The sequence below is a fragment of the Segeticoccus rhizosphaerae genome (assembly GCF_009192725.1).
In the GTDB taxonomy this organism is placed as follows: Bacteria; Actinomycetota; Actinomycetes; order Actinomycetales; family Dermatophilaceae; genus Segeticoccus; species Segeticoccus rhizosphaerae.
This window is the reverse complement of record NZ_VOHR01000016.1, coordinates 16,295-29,240: the sequence shown is the minus strand read 5'-3', so window position 1 is coordinate 29,240 and position 12,946 is coordinate 16,295. Positions and strand designations below refer to the sequence as shown.

The 12,946-nt window shown below is 71.2% G+C and carries 16 protein-coding genes and 1 tRNA gene; 10 read left to right on the top strand and 7 right to left on the bottom strand.

Annotation, left to right across the window (positions count from 1 at the left end; translation table 11 throughout):
- Positions 1-1,134: glutamate-5-semialdehyde dehydrogenase (locus FRW57_RS02915; protein WP_152185244.1), on the top strand; the 1,134-nt coding region annotated here is incomplete at its 5' end.
- 113 nt (positions 1,135-1,247) lie between these two features.
- On the top strand, positions 1,248-1,943 hold the full coding sequence (locus FRW57_RS02910) for a class I SAM-dependent methyltransferase (RefSeq protein WP_152185243.1): 696 nt from the start codon (positions 1,248-1,250) through the stop codon (positions 1,941-1,943).
- On the opposite strand, the gene FRW57_RS02905 is transcribed toward FRW57_RS02910, so the two are convergent.
- A complete protein-coding gene (locus FRW57_RS02905) occupies positions 1,909-2,958 on the bottom strand; it encodes a glycosyltransferase family 2 protein (protein WP_152185242.1) in 1,050 nt (349 codons plus the stop codon). The genes FRW57_RS02910 and FRW57_RS02905 overlap by 35 nt on opposite strands.
- A gap of 97 nt (positions 2,959-3,055) precedes the next feature.
- Here FRW57_RS02905 and FRW57_RS02900 point away from each other — a divergent pair, with 97 nt between their 5' ends.
- The 4 genes from FRW57_RS02900 to FRW57_RS02885 are packed head-to-tail and all read left to right on the top strand — an operon-like array spanning position 3,056 to position 4,861.
- Positions 3,056-3,250, top strand: a complete 195-nt coding sequence (locus tag FRW57_RS02900; protein WP_137123313.1) for a hypothetical protein — start codon at positions 3,056-3,058, stop codon at positions 3,248-3,250.
- A complete protein-coding gene (gene nadD, locus FRW57_RS02895; RefSeq protein ID WP_274381648.1) occupies positions 3,247-3,864 on the top strand; it encodes a nicotinate-nucleotide adenylyltransferase in 618 nt (205 codons plus the stop codon). Before FRW57_RS02900 ends, nadD begins: the two co-directional genes overlap by 4 nt.
- Positions 3,865-4,227 carry a ribosome silencing factor gene (rsfS, locus tag FRW57_RS02890; protein ID WP_152185241.1) on the top strand — a complete coding sequence of 121 codons (363 nt, stop codon included), beginning with the start codon at positions 3,865-3,867 and terminating at the stop codon, positions 4,225-4,227.
- A gap of 28 nt (positions 4,228-4,255) precedes the next feature.
- On the top strand, positions 4,256-4,861 hold the full coding sequence (locus FRW57_RS02885) for a histidine phosphatase family protein (RefSeq protein ID WP_137123317.1): 606 nt from the start codon (positions 4,256-4,258) through the stop codon (positions 4,859-4,861).
- A 69-nt stretch (positions 4,862-4,930) separates the two neighbouring features.
- Here the strand turns inward: FRW57_RS02885 and FRW57_RS02880 are convergent, their stop codons facing one another.
- Both FRW57_RS02880 and FRW57_RS02875 read right to left on the bottom strand, forming a co-directional pair.
- Entirely contained in the window at positions 4,931-5,728 is a 798-nt protein-coding gene (locus FRW57_RS02880; RefSeq protein WP_137123310.1) for a family 1 encapsulin nanocompartment shell protein, read from the bottom strand.
- On the bottom strand, positions 5,725-6,837 hold the full coding sequence (locus FRW57_RS02875; protein ID WP_152185240.1) for a Dyp-type peroxidase: 1,113 nt from the start codon (positions 6,835-6,837) through the stop codon (positions 5,725-5,727). Before FRW57_RS02875 ends, FRW57_RS02880 begins: the two co-directional genes overlap by 4 nt.
- A gap of 209 nt (positions 6,838-7,046) precedes the next feature.
- Between FRW57_RS02875 and FRW57_RS02870 the strand changes: the two genes are divergently transcribed.
- The 3 genes from FRW57_RS02870 to FRW57_RS02860 all read left to right on the top strand — a co-directional run bounded on the left by FRW57_RS02870 (position 7,047) and on the right by FRW57_RS02860 (position 8,956).
- Positions 7,047-7,122 (top strand) — tRNA-Ala (locus FRW57_RS02870).
- Positions 7,123-7,247: 125 nt separating this feature from the next.
- Positions 7,248-8,480 (top strand): MFS transporter, encoded by a 1,233-nt coding sequence (locus tag FRW57_RS02865; RefSeq protein WP_137123209.1) that lies wholly within the window; start codon positions 7,248-7,250, stop codon positions 8,478-8,480.
- A gap of 80 nt (positions 8,481-8,560) precedes the next feature.
- Positions 8,561-8,956 (top strand): PPOX class F420-dependent oxidoreductase, encoded by a 396-nt coding sequence (locus FRW57_RS02860; RefSeq protein WP_137123210.1) that lies wholly within the window; start codon positions 8,561-8,563, stop codon positions 8,954-8,956.
- A 19-nt stretch (positions 8,957-8,975) separates the two neighbouring features.
- Here the strand turns inward: FRW57_RS02860 and FRW57_RS02855 are convergent, their stop codons facing one another.
- The 4 genes from FRW57_RS02855 to FRW57_RS02840 are packed head-to-tail and all read right to left on the bottom strand — an operon-like array spanning position 8,976 to position 11,588.
- The gene (locus FRW57_RS02855; RefSeq protein ID WP_152185239.1) at positions 8,976-9,641 is read right to left on the bottom strand and encodes an alpha-ketoglutarate-dependent dioxygenase AlkB family protein; all 666 of its coding nucleotides are present in this window, start codon (positions 9,639-9,641) and stop codon (positions 8,976-8,978) included.
- Positions 9,642-9,667: 26 nt separating this feature from the next.
- Complete coding sequence (locus FRW57_RS02850; RefSeq protein ID WP_137123530.1) at positions 9,668-10,408, bottom strand: 2OG-Fe(II) oxygenase; 741 nt, start codon at positions 10,406-10,408, stop codon at positions 9,668-9,670.
- A complete protein-coding gene (locus FRW57_RS02845) occupies positions 10,405-11,040 on the bottom strand; it encodes a methylated-DNA--[protein]-cysteine S-methyltransferase (RefSeq protein ID WP_152185238.1) in 636 nt (211 codons plus the stop codon). Before FRW57_RS02845 ends, FRW57_RS02850 begins: the two co-directional genes overlap by 4 nt.
- Positions 11,037-11,588, bottom strand: a complete 552-nt coding sequence (locus tag FRW57_RS02840; protein WP_152185247.1) for an RNA polymerase sigma factor — start codon at positions 11,586-11,588, stop codon at positions 11,037-11,039. The genes FRW57_RS02845 and FRW57_RS02840 overlap by 4 nt, the downstream gene beginning before the upstream one ends.
- Before the next feature lie 132 nt (positions 11,589-11,720).
- Between FRW57_RS02840 and FRW57_RS02835 the strand changes: the two genes are divergently transcribed.
- Positions 11,721-12,830, top strand: a complete 1,110-nt coding sequence (locus FRW57_RS02835; protein WP_152185237.1) for a DmpA family aminopeptidase — start codon at positions 11,721-11,723, stop codon at positions 12,828-12,830.
- The last annotated feature ends 116 nt before the right edge of the window (positions 12,831-12,946 follow it).

The window sequence follows — 12,946 nt, the reverse complement described above, 5'->3', positions numbered from 1 at the left end:
CAGGTGCTGGCCGGCAACGCCCAGGACCTCGAACGAGGTCGTGAGCGCGGCCTGCCCGACGCGTTGCTCGACCGGCTGCGCCTCGACGAGACGCGGGTCGCGGCGGTCGCCGACGCGTTGCGTGACCTCGCGCGACTGCCCGATCCCGTGGGCGAGGTGGTGCGGGGATCGACCCTGGCCAACGGACTGCAGATCCGGCAGGTGCGCGTGCCGATGGGCGTGGTCGGCATGATCTACGAGGCTCGCCCCAACGTGACCGTCGACGCGGCGGGCATCGCGCTCAAGAGCGGCAACGCCGTGGTGTTGCGGGGAGGTTCGGCCGCCGAAGCGAGCAACCGCGCGCTGGTCGACACCCTGCGACGGGGCCTTGCGCAGCAGGGTCTGCCGCAGGACGCGATCTGCCTGCTCGACGAGGGCGGACGTGACGCGGCCCGGGCCCTGATGACCGCCCGCGGCCTCGTCGACGTCGTCATCCCGCGCGGGGGAGCCGACCTGATCCGCACCGTCGTGGAGGAGTCGACGGTGCCGGTCATCGAGACCGGTGTCGGCAACTGCCACGTCTACGTCGACGCCCGCGCCGACCTCGACAAGGCCCTCGCCATCGCGGTCAACGCCAAGGCACATCGTCCGAGCGTCTGCAACGCTGCCGAGTCCCTGCTGGTGCACCGCTCGGTGGCCGAGGAGTTCCTTCCCAAGGTGTTGGCCGAGCTCGACGCCGCCGGGGTGCGGCTGCACGGCGATCCCACAGTGGTCGAGCTGGCCGGCCGGGCCGGAGTCGAGTGCGTGCCGGCCACCGACGACGACTACGCCAGGGAGTACCTCGCGCTCGAGATGTCCGCACGCGTGGTGGACGACCTTGACCAGGCGCTCGAGCACGTGCGGCGTTTCGGCTCCCAGCACACCGAGGCGATCGTGACGGAGGACCGCGCGGCGGCCCGGCGGTGGGTCGCGGAGGTCGATGCCGCAGCGGTGATGGTCAATGCCTCGACCCGGTTCACCGACGGGGGCGAGTTCGGGTTCGGCGCCGAGATCGGCATCTCCACCCAGAAGCTGCACGCCCGCGGGCCGATGGGGCTGCCGGAGCTGACGACGACCAAATGGGTCGTCGAGGGGGACGGCCAGGTCCGCGGCTGACCCGCCGGCGCCCCCGCCCCTATCCTCGAGGGGGAATCATCGCGAGGTTTGGTGCCGCGACAGGGGCCGAGACCTCACGAAGATTCCCACGGAAGGCGGCATGATGGGGCCTCGTGGAAGGCACTGAGGTTCGCAAGCTCGCCGCGCTCGAGGACACCCACTGGTGGTATCGCGAGCGCCGGCACCTGCTGCGTCGGGCGGTGCGAGGCCTGGCTCCCGGCCGGGCGCTCGACATCGGGGCGGCCGGCGGCGGCAACACCAGGGTGCTGCGCGACCTGGGCTGGCAGGCCAGCCCGTTGGAATACGGTTCCGACGGCGCCCAGGTCGCCAAGGAGCGTGGGCTGCCCGTCCTGCGGGCCGACGCGACCCGGCTCCCGCTCGAGGACGCGGCCCTCGACCTCGTGGTCGCCTTCGACGTGCTGGAGCACCTCGCCGACGACGACCGCTGCGTCCGCGAGGTCCACCGCGTGCTGCGGCCCGGCGGCACCTTCCTGGTCGCCGTGCCCTGCGACCCGCGGCTGTGGTCGGCCCACGACGAGGCGGTCGACCACCTTCGCCGCTACACCCGGACCACTCTCGTGGACCTGCTGGAGCGTGGCGGTCTGGAGATCGAGCGGCTGTCCTCCTGGAACGTGTTGCTGCGTCCCGTCGTCGCGCTGCGTCGCCGGTCGAGCTCGGGCAGCGACCTCGAGCAGCTGCACCCCCTGGTCAACGTCGGGTTGCGGGCGATCGTCACGGCCGAGCGCTACCTGCCCGTGAAGGGACTGCCGGGGGTCAGCCTGCTCGTGACGGCCCGTCGCCCGGGCTGACCCTGCTGCCCGGCACCGGTGGGCCACCAGGTCCCGCGCCGGCCGCAGCGCTCCCTGGCCCGCCGGTCCGTGCCACTCCGGGGGTGGCCTCCGCCGAGTCGTAGGCCACGAAGTAGGTCGGTCGGCCCTGCATCATCGTGTACATCCGCCCGACGTACTCGCCCAGCATCCCGAGGCACAGCAGCTGCACCGCCGCCACGGCCGCGACGATGACCACGGTGGAGGTCCAACCGGCGACGGTGCGGCCCAGCACCTCCGAGACGACCGCGTAGACGAGCACCAGCACCGCGAGCACGCCACCGCCGAGACCGAACCAGGTCGCCATCCGCAGCGGCGCGATGGAGAAGCCGGTCAGGCTGTCCAGCGACAGGTGCAGCATCCGGACGAAGGGATACTTCGAGGTGCCGGCGGCGCGCTGATCGCGCCGGTAGGCCACCGAGGCGGACGGGAAATCCAGCGCGGGCACCACGAAACGCAGCACCCGGTGGTGCTCGGGCAGGCCGTTGATCGCGTCCACGGTGGCCCGCGACATCAGCCGGAAGTCGCCCGCGTCGGCGGGGGCGTCGCTGTCGCTGAGGCGGCGGATCATCCGGTAGAAGAGGCCGGCAGACACCCGCTTGAACCACGAGTCGCTCGAGCGGTCCGACCTGATGCCGTAGACGACGTCGACCTGCTCGCGCCGGGCCACCTCGAGCATCTCGGCCACGATCTCCGGCGGGTCCTGCAGGTCGGCGTCGATGGTCGCCACGTAGGTCCCGGTCGCGCGGGCGAGCCCCGCGGAGATGGCGGCCTGGTGCCCCGCGTTGGCTCGCAGGCGCAGCACCCGCAGCTGCGGCCACTCCCGCCGGAACCGCTGCAGCAGGACGGGCGTGTCGTCCTGGCTGCCGTCGTCCACGGCCACCACCTCGTATGCCGTGTCCAGGCCGTCCAGCAGCGGCCGCAGCCGCGCCACGAGCAGGGGCAGCACGTCCTGCTCGTCGTACATCGGGATGACGACTGACAGCTCCGGCGGCATGCCCTGCAGCCTAGGCGACCGGCATACCGTCGGCGGTGGTGAGGCGTCCGGCCAGCCGGTGCCACCGGATCGGCTCCGCACCGGTACTCTGGGGCCCATGACGTCGTCCCTGATCTCATTGGTCACCGCGGAAGAGCACACACGCGAGCTGCCCATGCCGTCGATCGTGTTCGGCCTGATCTCGGTCGGCGCCTTCCTGGTGCTCCTGGCCTTCCTGTGGTCGTTCCGCAACACGGCCGCCGACCACCGCCCTGAGGCGAGCCGCGAGCACGGACAGGGCGAGAAGCACTGACGCGACGTCTGGGGGTCATGGGCGGCACCTTCGACCCCATCCACCACGGTCACCTCGTGGCCGCGTCCGAGGTGCAGGCCCGGTTCAACCTCGATGAAGTGGTCTTCGTGCCGACCGGCAAGCCGTGGCAGAAGGACGACCAGGCGGTCACCTCGCCCGAGCACCGCTACCTGATGACGGTCATCGCGACCGCCTCCAACCCCCGCTTCACCGTCAGCAGGGTCGACGTCGACCGCCCGGGTCCCACCTACACCCTGGACACGCTGAGCGACCTGCACCGCGAGCGGCCGGACGCGGAGCTGTTCTTCATCACCGGCGCCGACGCCCTCGGGCAGATCCTGTCGTGGAAGGGCGTCGACCAGCTCTGGGCGCTGGCCCATTTCATCGGCGTCACCCGTCCGGGACACGAGCTGTCCAGCACGGGGCTCCCGACCAACGGCGTGACCCTGCAGGAGGTGCCCGCCATGGCGATCAGCTCCACGGACTGCCGCGCGCGGGTGGGCGACGGGGAGCCGGTCTGGTACCTCGTGCCGGACGGCGTCGTGCAGTACATCGCCAAATATCAACTGTACCGGCCGCGCCAGTCCTCCTCTGGCTCACCGAAGGAGAACTGAGTGACCGCCACACCACGCGCCATCGAGCTCGCCCGTGCCGCGGCCGCAGCGGCCGCGGACAAGCTCGCGACCCGCGTGGTCGCGATCGACGTCAGCGACCAGCTGGCCCTCACCGACGTGTTCGTCATCGCGTCCGCTGCCAACGATCGTCAGATCAAGGCGGTGGTCGACGCGGTGGAGGAGAGCCTGCACGCCATGAAGGTCAAGCCGATCCGCCGTGAGGGCGAGCGCGACGGACGCTGGGTGCTGCTCGACTTCGGTGACATCGTGGTGCACGTCCAGCACGACGACGAGCGGGAGTTCTACGCGCTCGAGCGGCTCTGGAAGGACTGCCCGGCGATCGACGTCTCCGCCGAGGCCTGAGGTGGCCGGGGGGCGCGGCAGGGCGCAGGTGCGACGGATCGTCGTCGTCCGCCACGGGGAGACCACCCACAACGCGCAGGGCATCTGGCAGGGGCAGCTCGACACGCCGCTCTCGGCGACCGGTCGGGCCCAGGCGGCTGCTGCGGCGGCCGCGCTCACGGCATACGAGCCCTCTGTCATCCTGAGCAGCGATCTCGAGCGCGCGGCCGAGACCGCACGGAGCATCGCCTCCGTGGCCGGCCTCGAGGTCACGTATGACGAGCGGTTGCGTGAGATCCACGTCGGCCAGTGGCAGGGAATGACGGCGGGGGACGTCGCGGAGCGGTACCCGGAGCTGCAGGCCGCCCTGGCGCAGGGGCAGGACCTGCCGCGCGGCGTCGACGGTGAGACCGTGGCCCAGGTGGTCGAGCGCGGGCGGGCGTCCCTGGACGAGCTGGTGGAGCGGCTGACGCCGGGGGAGTGCGCCGTCGTGGCGACCCACGGGGTCACGGGGAGGGCGCTCGCAGCGTCCCTGGCCGGCATCGACCAGCACACGGCCTGGACCGCGATTGGCGGCCTGCACAACTGCCACTGGGCCGAGTTGAGCGAGGGCCGCCTCGGCTGGCGGATCACCGCCTGGAACGTCGGCGCCTGACCCGCCCACCCGCTCGTTGCTGGGTGACCGCGTCATCGATGACGCCATCGCCCAGCAACAAGGCGGGGGTCAGGCGGTGAAGACGACTGAGGCCTCGTCGGTGAGCGGTCGGAACGTGAACGACTCGATCAGGTAGAGCGTGATCTCGTCGTCGTCGTGGTGCAGGTAGCCGATCGACGTGTCCTGGCCGAGGTGCAGGTCGTAGTCGCCACCGCGGGTGGACAGCAGCACCGCCCCCTCGATCGCCGGAGCCCAGACGATGCGGCTCTCGAGCTGCCGGGCGACCTGGTCGTAGACCGGGTAGCCGTGGTCGCGGGTCTCGTTGAGCCTGGTGTAGGCGTCGGCGCTCACGACGAGGACGTAGGGGCCCTCGACCCCGGCGAGCCGCAGGCCGGACATCGCCTGGGCCACGACGTCGGGGAACTCGCGCGCGTCCTCGGGCAGCGCCATCCGCGGGTTGCTGGTCGTCTCGGCGATGCCTCGGATCCCGCCGCCGGCGAATCCGCTGAAGATGGAACGGTCCTCGGCGAAGGCGAGTTGCTGGGCCGCGTCCTTCACCGGCTGCCAGTCGGAGTCGAGCGACCCGCGCTCCACGTCGTCCACGTCCTCACGCCTGAGGACGAACGGGATCTTGAGCTCCACCACCGGTGACACCTCGCGCTGCCGGGCCTGGACACCGTCCGGAGTCGTCACGGCGGGGCGGCGGTGGCCGGTCGAGACCGACGCGAGCCCGATCCCCTCGGGCCCGTGGACGTCCACGACCCGGCGTCCGGCCAGGTTGCGTTTGAAGGTGCGCGCCGCCTCCTCCTCGATCTCGTCCCACGCAGTGTCGGAGATCGGTGCCAGCTCGCGGTGCAGGTTGTTCATGGGTGGTGCCCTCCTTGGAGACTGCCGATGCCGAGCGATCCGTCGCGCTTGGCCGGGGGTGGTGCGGTGTCGCCGGGTGCCCGCCGGGTCGGGTCCGTGTCGGCGAGCTGTTCGGCGATGGTGCCGGGTTCGGGCGCCGAGTCCTCCCCGCCGTCGCCGAGGTCTGCCAGTGACTCGAGCAGCTCGAGGGAGGGGACGAAGAAGTTGGTGCCGGTGACGGCGGTGGAGAAGTCGAGGACCTTGTCGTAGAGCCCGGGCGGGTTGCCGATGAACATGTTGCGGAGCATCTGCTCGGTCACCCACACGTCCCGCGCGTAGCCGATGTAGTAGAGGCCGACCTCACCCGAGCCCGGTGTGCCGAAGGGCATGTTGCCGCGCAGGATGTCGCGGTCGTTGCCGTCCTCGTCCTCGATGGTGTTGAGCGCGACGTGCGAGTCGGGCGGCTGGACTTCGTCGGGGAGCTCGACGTCGTCGATCTTGGTGCGACCGATGATCAGCTCCTGCCGCTCGGTGCTCAGTTGCTGCCAGCCGTCGAGGTCGTGGGTGTACTTCTGCACGATGGCGTAGCTGCCGCCCGCGAACTCGGGGTCCTCGTCGCCGATGAAGACCGCGTCGACGAGCTCCTGGCCGGTCGGGTTCTCGGTGCCGTCGACGAAGCCGAGGAGGTCTCGGGTGTCGAAGTAGCGGAAGCTGTGCGTCTCGTCCACGACGGCCACCGCGTCACCGAGCTGGTCGAGGAGCAGCCGTTCGAGCTCGAAGCACAGGTCCAGCCGCTCGGCCCGGATGTGGAACAGCAGGTCGCCGGGGGTCGAGGGCGCCTCGTGCTGGTCGCCCCGGAGCGGGATGAACTCGTGCAGCTGTGCCGGCCGGCTGCGTGCCCCGAAGCGGTCCCAGGCCTGCGAGCCGATCCCCACCGCGCAGGTGAGGTTGCCGTGCAGGCTGCGGAACCCGACGGCGCGCACGAGCGAGCCGATGTCGGCAACCACCGATCGTGCGGTGTCCCGAGCTGCGTCACCGGGGTTGATCGTGAGGACGAGGAAGATCGCCGAGGCGGTCAGGGGACCGGCCACGGCCTGGGGCTCGGGACCCGTCGCGCGTGCCTGCGGCATACGGTCGACCTCCTTGCTCGCGGGCTGCCCAGCCTAGGACGTCGCGGGCCGCGGCTCGCCCTCGGGGCAGCACGTCCCATGGCCAGTGCCTGTCTGTCGACGGGATCGGGGGATTCGCCCGCGGGGACCTCCCGATTTGCTGTCGAGGTGGTGTTTGCAGATACACTCTGTCGGTCCCCATCGGGGGCGTCCACGTGAGCAATTCGCGCGGGGCTGTGGCGCAGCTGGTAGCGCACCTGCATGGCATGCAGGGGGTCAGGGGTTCGAGTCCCCTCAGCTCCACCAGTCAGGGCCACCTCCCGATCGGGCGGTGGTCCTGTTGGCGTTGGTATGACGTGTGGTCACCGAACCGACCCGCAGCCCCCGGGCAGCCCCCGCAAGGAAGCCGGGCGATGACAGGAAGGTGAGGCATGGCGGTGGAGGCACGTTCCCGGGCGGCCGCCGACCCCGGTGACCGGCGGGCGCGGGTCGCGGTCGCGGCCCTGTTTCTGACCAACGGCGCGCTGTTCGCCAACCTCCTGCCGCGCTATCCGCAGATCAAGGCGGCACTGGGGCTGGACAACGCGACCTACGGCCTGGCCGTGGCGGCCTTTCCGGCGGGTGCGATCGTGGCGGGGCTGGCCGCCGGAGTGGTGATCCGGCGAATCGGCTCGGCGCAGGTTGCCGTCACCGGCACCATCCTCACCGGTCTGGCCGTCCTGGTCGCGGGGCTCTCACCCTCGGTCTGGTGGCTCGGTGTCGCGCTGTTCCTCGGTGGCGCCACGGACGCCTGCACCGACGTTGCCCAGAACGCGCACGGCCTGCGGGTCCAGCGTCGCTACGGTCGTTCGATCATCAACTCCTTCCACGCGGTGTGGTCCGGCGGCGCGGTCCTCGGCGGCGCGATGGCCGCTGGGGCGATCGCGTTGGGCGTCCCGATCGGTGTCCACCTCGGTGTGTCCGCAGCCCTCTTCTCGGGGGTGGCGCTGGTGGCGCTGCGGTTCTGCCTGCCGCGCCACGACGCCGATTCCTCGGCGGAGCCCTCCGCCGAGGGCGGTGGGAGCCGAAGCCGGTTGCGCCCGAAGGTGAGCCCCCGGATCGCCGTCATCGTGACCGCTCTCGTCCTGATCGCCATCGGCGGCACCCTGGTGGAGGACGCCGGCAGCTCCTGGGCCGCGGTCTACCTCCACGGCTCGCTGCAGGCGCCCGCCGCGCTCGCCGCGACCGGGTACATCGCGCTGGTGGCCGCGCAGTTCGTCGGACGGGTCCTGGGAGACCGGCTCGTGGACCGCTTCGGCCAGCGCGCCGTCGCCCGCACGGGAGGGGCCCTCGTGGCGGCGGGGATGGGCCTGGCGCTGGCGTGGCCGACGGTCGCCGGCACGATTGCCGGCTTCGCCGCGGCCGGTCTCGGCGTGGCCACGCTGGTGCCGGCCGCCATGCACGAGGCTGATGAACTGCCCGGGTTGCGACCCGGCACCGGGCTGACCCTCGTCTCGTGGCTCATGCGGCTCGGCTTCCTGTTGTCGCCGCCTCTCGTCGGTCTCGTCGCCGACGCCACCTCGCTCCGGGTGGGACTCCTCGTCGTCCCCTTCGCCGGTGTCCTCGTGCTCGTCCTGGCCGGCGTGCTGCACGGGCGCTCCGGTGCCGCGAGCTCGAACGCGTGAGCGGCACCTCCGGCGGTGGAGGACAATGCAGTGGTGACCGGCGCCGTCGGACGCGCCGTTCGAGCCCCCAAGGAGTGCACATGACCTCGATCCCCGATTCACATCGCTACCTGCTGGACGCCGAGGTGGCGACCCTGGCGACCGTGGGGCCGGACGGGCGACCGCAGTTGTCCGCGCTGTGGTTTCTCGCCGAGGACGAGACGGTGCGGCTCTCGCTCAACACGGCCCGGCAGAAGACGAAGAACCTGGAGCGCCAGCCCTCCTGCACCTTCTTCGTCCTGGACGTGGCCAACCCCTACCGCTACCTCGAGATGCGCGCTGACGCCGAGCTCAGCCCCGACCCGGACTACACCTTCGCCGATCGGGTGGGTGCGAAGTACCACTCCGACCTGCGTGAGATGGACGGCCCCGGCCAGACGCGGGTGGTCGTGACGCTCCGGCCGGTCAAGGTCAATGCCGTGGACATGGGCGCATGAAGCGCGCCGCCGGCCCCGGCTAGAGGCCGGTCACGCGCATCGTGATGTTGATCCGCCCGGTGTCGAGTCCGCAGCCCTCGGGGGCTGTCCCCGGGTAGGTTCGTTGCACCCCGTGGTAGGCGAGTCGAGACGCACCGCCGAAGACGAAGAGGTCCCCGGACGCGAGATCGATGTCCTGATAGGGCTTCCCGCGGTTCTCGGTGTTGCCGAAGCGGAACTGGCAGGTGTCACCGATCGAGAGTGACACCACCGGCTCCCGCGCGCGTTCGTCCTTGTCCTGGTGCAGACCCATTCGGGCCCCGAGGTCGTAGAAGTTCACCAGCGCCGTGTCCGGGGTGTAGCCGTCAGCGGCGTGCGCGTCGCCGCTCACCTCCACCAGCGCCCGGCGCGCGAGCCGCACCATCCAGTCGGGGAAGTCGAGCACCCGGTGGCCGTTCACGTCCACTGCCTCGCGGGTGTACTCGTAGGGCCGCCAGTGCCATCCGAGGCAGACCGTCTTGACGCTCATCTCGTGACCGCGCACCTTTGCGCCCCGGGCCGGCACCGGTCCGGCTGCCCATTCGTGGTATCGGGCGACAAGCCAGCGCTGCTGCTCGAGGGAGAGCCAGCCCGGCACCCAGGTGGCGCCGGGTGTCAGTTCTCGCCTCGGCCGAGGGACGAGGTCGTCACCGAAGAGTGGCTGCATGGTGCCCTGATCTCCTGGACCGTTGTTCACGCGGCGTCATGAAAGACGAGACCGAGCGTATGCCGTTCGCCGGACCTGATGGCGGACACCCCGTGTCGCACGGGGGCGGCAGACCAGCCCCGCTTGGACTCCACGGGGCGGTCCCTCGTGGTGAAGGCGAAGCCGTGGCCGTGAGGGAGCAGGGTGGCGGTGCCTCGTGATTGGGCGCGCGGCCGCTGTTCGACCAGCAGGAACTCGCCGCCGGTGTGGTCGACCCCGGGCTCACCCAGGTTGATGACGACCTGCAGCGGAAACACCAGCTCGCCGTAGAGGTCGCGGTGCAAGGCGTTCCAGTCCTTCTCGCCGTACTTCAACAGGATTGCCGTCGACCTGGTCTGGCCGGCCCGGTGGCAGAGGTCGAGCCACTCGTCGAGGGTGTCCGGCCACGGTGTCTCCCGACCGAGCTTGGCCCACCAGTCGCGGGCGATCGGCAGCAGGCGGGGGTAGAGCGCCTGCTTCAGCCGTTCGATCGGCTCCGGGTAGGGCGTGCTGAAGTAGCGGTACTCGCCCCGCCCGAACCGGTAGCGTGCCAGGTCGATGGTGCTGCGGAAGAGCTCGTCGCGCGGGTAGAGCTCGCGGATCTGGCGGGTCTCCTGCGGCGAGAGCAGCTGCGGCAGCAGCGCCCCGCCGTACTCGTCGAGCTCGTCGGTGATCGCTGCCCAGTCGCCGGAGCCGACGCGTTCCCTCCAGACGTCGTGCCCGCCGTCACCCTCCGTCGTGGCCGTCATGCCGCGCGCTCCAGACCCAGCAGCGTGGTCTTGGCGTCCGGACCCCCTATGTAGCCGCCCAGCGACCCGTCGGAGCGCAGCACCCGGTGGCAGGGGACGACGACCGGCAGCGGGTTGGTGGCGCAGGCGCTTCCCACGGCGCGAACTGCCTTGGGATTGCCCACCAGCCGCGCCACCTCGCCGTAGGAGGCGGTGTGCCCGTAAGCGATCTCCGACAGGTGCTGCTGCACGGTCAGCCGGAAGCCGCTCGACAAGGCGTGGTCCAGCGGCAGGTCGAATGCCGTGCGTCGGCCGGCGAAGTACTCGTCGACCTCTCGCGCCGCCGGGTCGAGCCGCTTCGGAGCACGCAGCACTCGGGGGCTCACCCTCTCCGAGAGCGCCTGGAGCACGAGGTCGTGGTCCTCACGGGCATAGGCGACGCGCACCAGCCCCTTGTCCGTGGCGGCCAGCAGCAGCGGACCCACCGGGGTGTCGATCGTGGTGTAGGCGACGTCGAGCAGGCCGTCGCGGCTCGCCTCGGCCTCGAGTCGGCGGTGCAGCTCGGTCATCCGGGCGGGGTCGCTGGTGTCGGTGGCGTCGTGCAGTGCTTGCACGAGCTCCGGTGTGGCGTCGTGGCTGTCGAGAGTGTTCATGACGGGTTCCTTCCTGGTGTGCCCCGTAGACGCACCGATCGGTCGAGACGTGAGCCGGTGTTCACCGTGGCTGCCCGGTCCCACCGGGCGCGCAGGCTTCGGATGCCGTCGGCGGCGGCGCGCCTGGCCGCGTCGGTGCTGCCGCCGAGGATCGCGGCGACCTCGCGGTAGGGGAGGCCTCCGAGATAGTGGTAGGCGACTGCCTGCCGCTGCTTGACCGGGAGCTGACCCACCGCCGCCCAGATCCCGGTTGCCGACTCGTCGGGCAGGCCGAGCGTCGACTGCTCCTCGGGCAGGCGCTCGACCGGGACGGCGTGACGCTCCCGGCGGCGGGTCACGTCTATCGCCTTGCGGTGCGCGATCGTCACCAGCCAGGCCTCCACGTTGGCGTCGGCCGGCAGATCCGGCCAGGCCCGCAGCGCCGCGAGGAACGTCTCGGACCAGGCGTCCTCGGCGTCGGTGTGGGGGCCGAGCACGGCTCGGCAGACGCGCAGCACGGTCGCGCCGTGTCGCGCGACCACCTGCTCGAACGGTTGCTTGGTGTCCATCACCCGGTAGACGCTCCAAGGGCTGCGAACGTGAGAAGGGACCCTGGTCGCAACCTACCCGGCCGCTCCGGGTGGTGCCGGTCCGGGACACTGTGCCCGACCAGAAGGCCGACATCGAAGGAGTCAGCAGCCATGCGAGCAAGAGAGCTGGGCGTGGTCATCGGAGACCACCCGACGGGACCGCTCAACGCGATTACCGACGTGGCCGGCGTCCAGGTCGGCCACGTCACGCTGGTCGGAGGGGATCACGATGCCGCAGATCGCGCGCCGGTCGTGCGCACCGGGGTGACCGTGGTGCTGCCCCACGGATGCATCTGGACCGAACCCGTCTTCGCCGGCACGCACCGCCTCAACGGCAGCGGTGAGATGACCGGTCTGGAGTGGGTGCGCGAGTCCGGCGAGCTCACCTCGCCGATCGGGCTCACCAACACGCACAGCGTCGGCGTGGTGCGCGACGCGCTCGTCGAGGCGCAGGTGCGCGAGCGGGGCGAAGGTCTCTACTGGTGCCTGCCCGTGGTCGGCGAGACGTATGACGGTCTGCTGAACGACATCAACGGGCACCACGTCAGGGCGGAGCACGTCGATGAGGCGTTGCGCGCCGCCCGGGGCGGGCCGGTCGCGGAGGGCTGCGTCGGCGGCGGCACCGGCATGATCTGCCACGGCTTCAAGGGAGGGATCGGCACCTCCTCGCGCGTGCTCGAGGTGAGTGGCACGGCATACACGGTCGGCGTCCTCGTCCAGGCAAACTATGGACGGCGAGAACGGCTGCGGATCAACGGTGTTCCCGTGGGGGAGCGGATCGGTCCGGAGGCCGTGCCGCTTCCGGAGGCACCCCGGGGTCACGCACCCGGGAGCGGGTCGATCATCGTCCTCGTCGCGACCGACGCCCCGCTGCTGCCGCACCAGTGCAGCCGACTCGCCCAGCGCGCGGCGCTCGGCGTCGGCCGGATGGGTGGTGTCGGGGAGCAGTACAGCGGTGACCTGGTGCTCACCTTCTCGACCGGCAACCGGGGGCTGCCCTCCTACGTCGCCGGGGGGGACCCGCGCAGCGCACCACCACCGGTCCGCGTGAGCATGGTCGCCCCACAGTTGATGACGCCGCTGTTCGACCTGACCGTCGAGGCGACCGAGGAGGCGATCGTCAACGCGCTGGTTGCCGCGACGACCACCGTCGGGCGCGAAGGAGTGACCGCACACGCCCTCGACCACGACCTGTTGCGGGGGGCCATGGGCCTGGCCTGACAGCGGTATCGTCGGCCCCGGTGGACGCGGCACACCAGGGCCGCGGGCGGGAAGTGGTCCGATGAACGGTCAGGTATGAGCAGCAGGACGCGCAAACCCACCCGGGCTCGAGGTGC

What these genes read in the sequence shown, in the direction of transcription:
- FRW57_RS02850 (WP_137123530.1), bottom strand. Translation starts at nt 10,408, where the DNA reads ATGACGGCCACGACGGAGGGTGACGGCGGGCACGACGTCTGGAGGGAA.
- FRW57_RS02900 (WP_137123313.1), top strand. Translation starts at nt 3,056, where the DNA reads ATGACGTCGTCCCTGATCTCATTGGTCACCGCGGAAGAGCACACACGC.
- FRW57_RS02865 (WP_137123209.1), top strand. Translation starts at nt 7,248, where the DNA reads ATGGCGGTGGAGGCACGTTCCCGGGCGGCCGCCGACCCCGGTGACCGG.
- FRW57_RS02875 (WP_152185240.1), bottom strand. Translation starts at nt 6,837, where the DNA reads ATGCCGCAGGCACGCGCGACGGGTCCCGAGCCCCAGGCCGTGGCCGGT.
- FRW57_RS02855 (WP_152185239.1), bottom strand. Translation starts at nt 9,641, where the DNA reads ATGCAGCCACTCTTCGGTGACGACCTCGTCCCTCGGCCGAGGCGAGAA.
- FRW57_RS02835 (WP_152185237.1), top strand. Translation starts at nt 11,721, where the DNA reads ATGCGAGCAAGAGAGCTGGGCGTGGTCATCGGAGACCACCCGACGGGA.
- FRW57_RS02880 (WP_137123310.1), bottom strand. Translation starts at nt 5,728, where the DNA reads ATGAACAACCTGCACCGCGAGCTGGCACCGATCTCCGACACTGCGTGG.
- FRW57_RS02845 (WP_152185238.1), bottom strand. Translation starts at nt 11,040, where the DNA reads ATGAACACTCTCGACAGCCACGACGCCACACCGGAGCTCGTGCAAGCA.
- FRW57_RS02840 (WP_152185247.1), bottom strand. Translation starts at nt 11,588, where the DNA reads ATGGACACCAAGCAACCGTTCGAGCAGGTGGTCGCGCGACACGGCGCG.
- FRW57_RS02860 (WP_137123210.1), top strand. Translation starts at nt 8,561, where the DNA reads ATGACCTCGATCCCCGATTCACATCGCTACCTGCTGGACGCCGAGGTG.
- FRW57_RS02905 (WP_152185242.1), bottom strand. Translation starts at nt 2,958, where the DNA reads ATGCCGCCGGAGCTGTCAGTCGTCATCCCGATGTACGACGAGCAGGAC.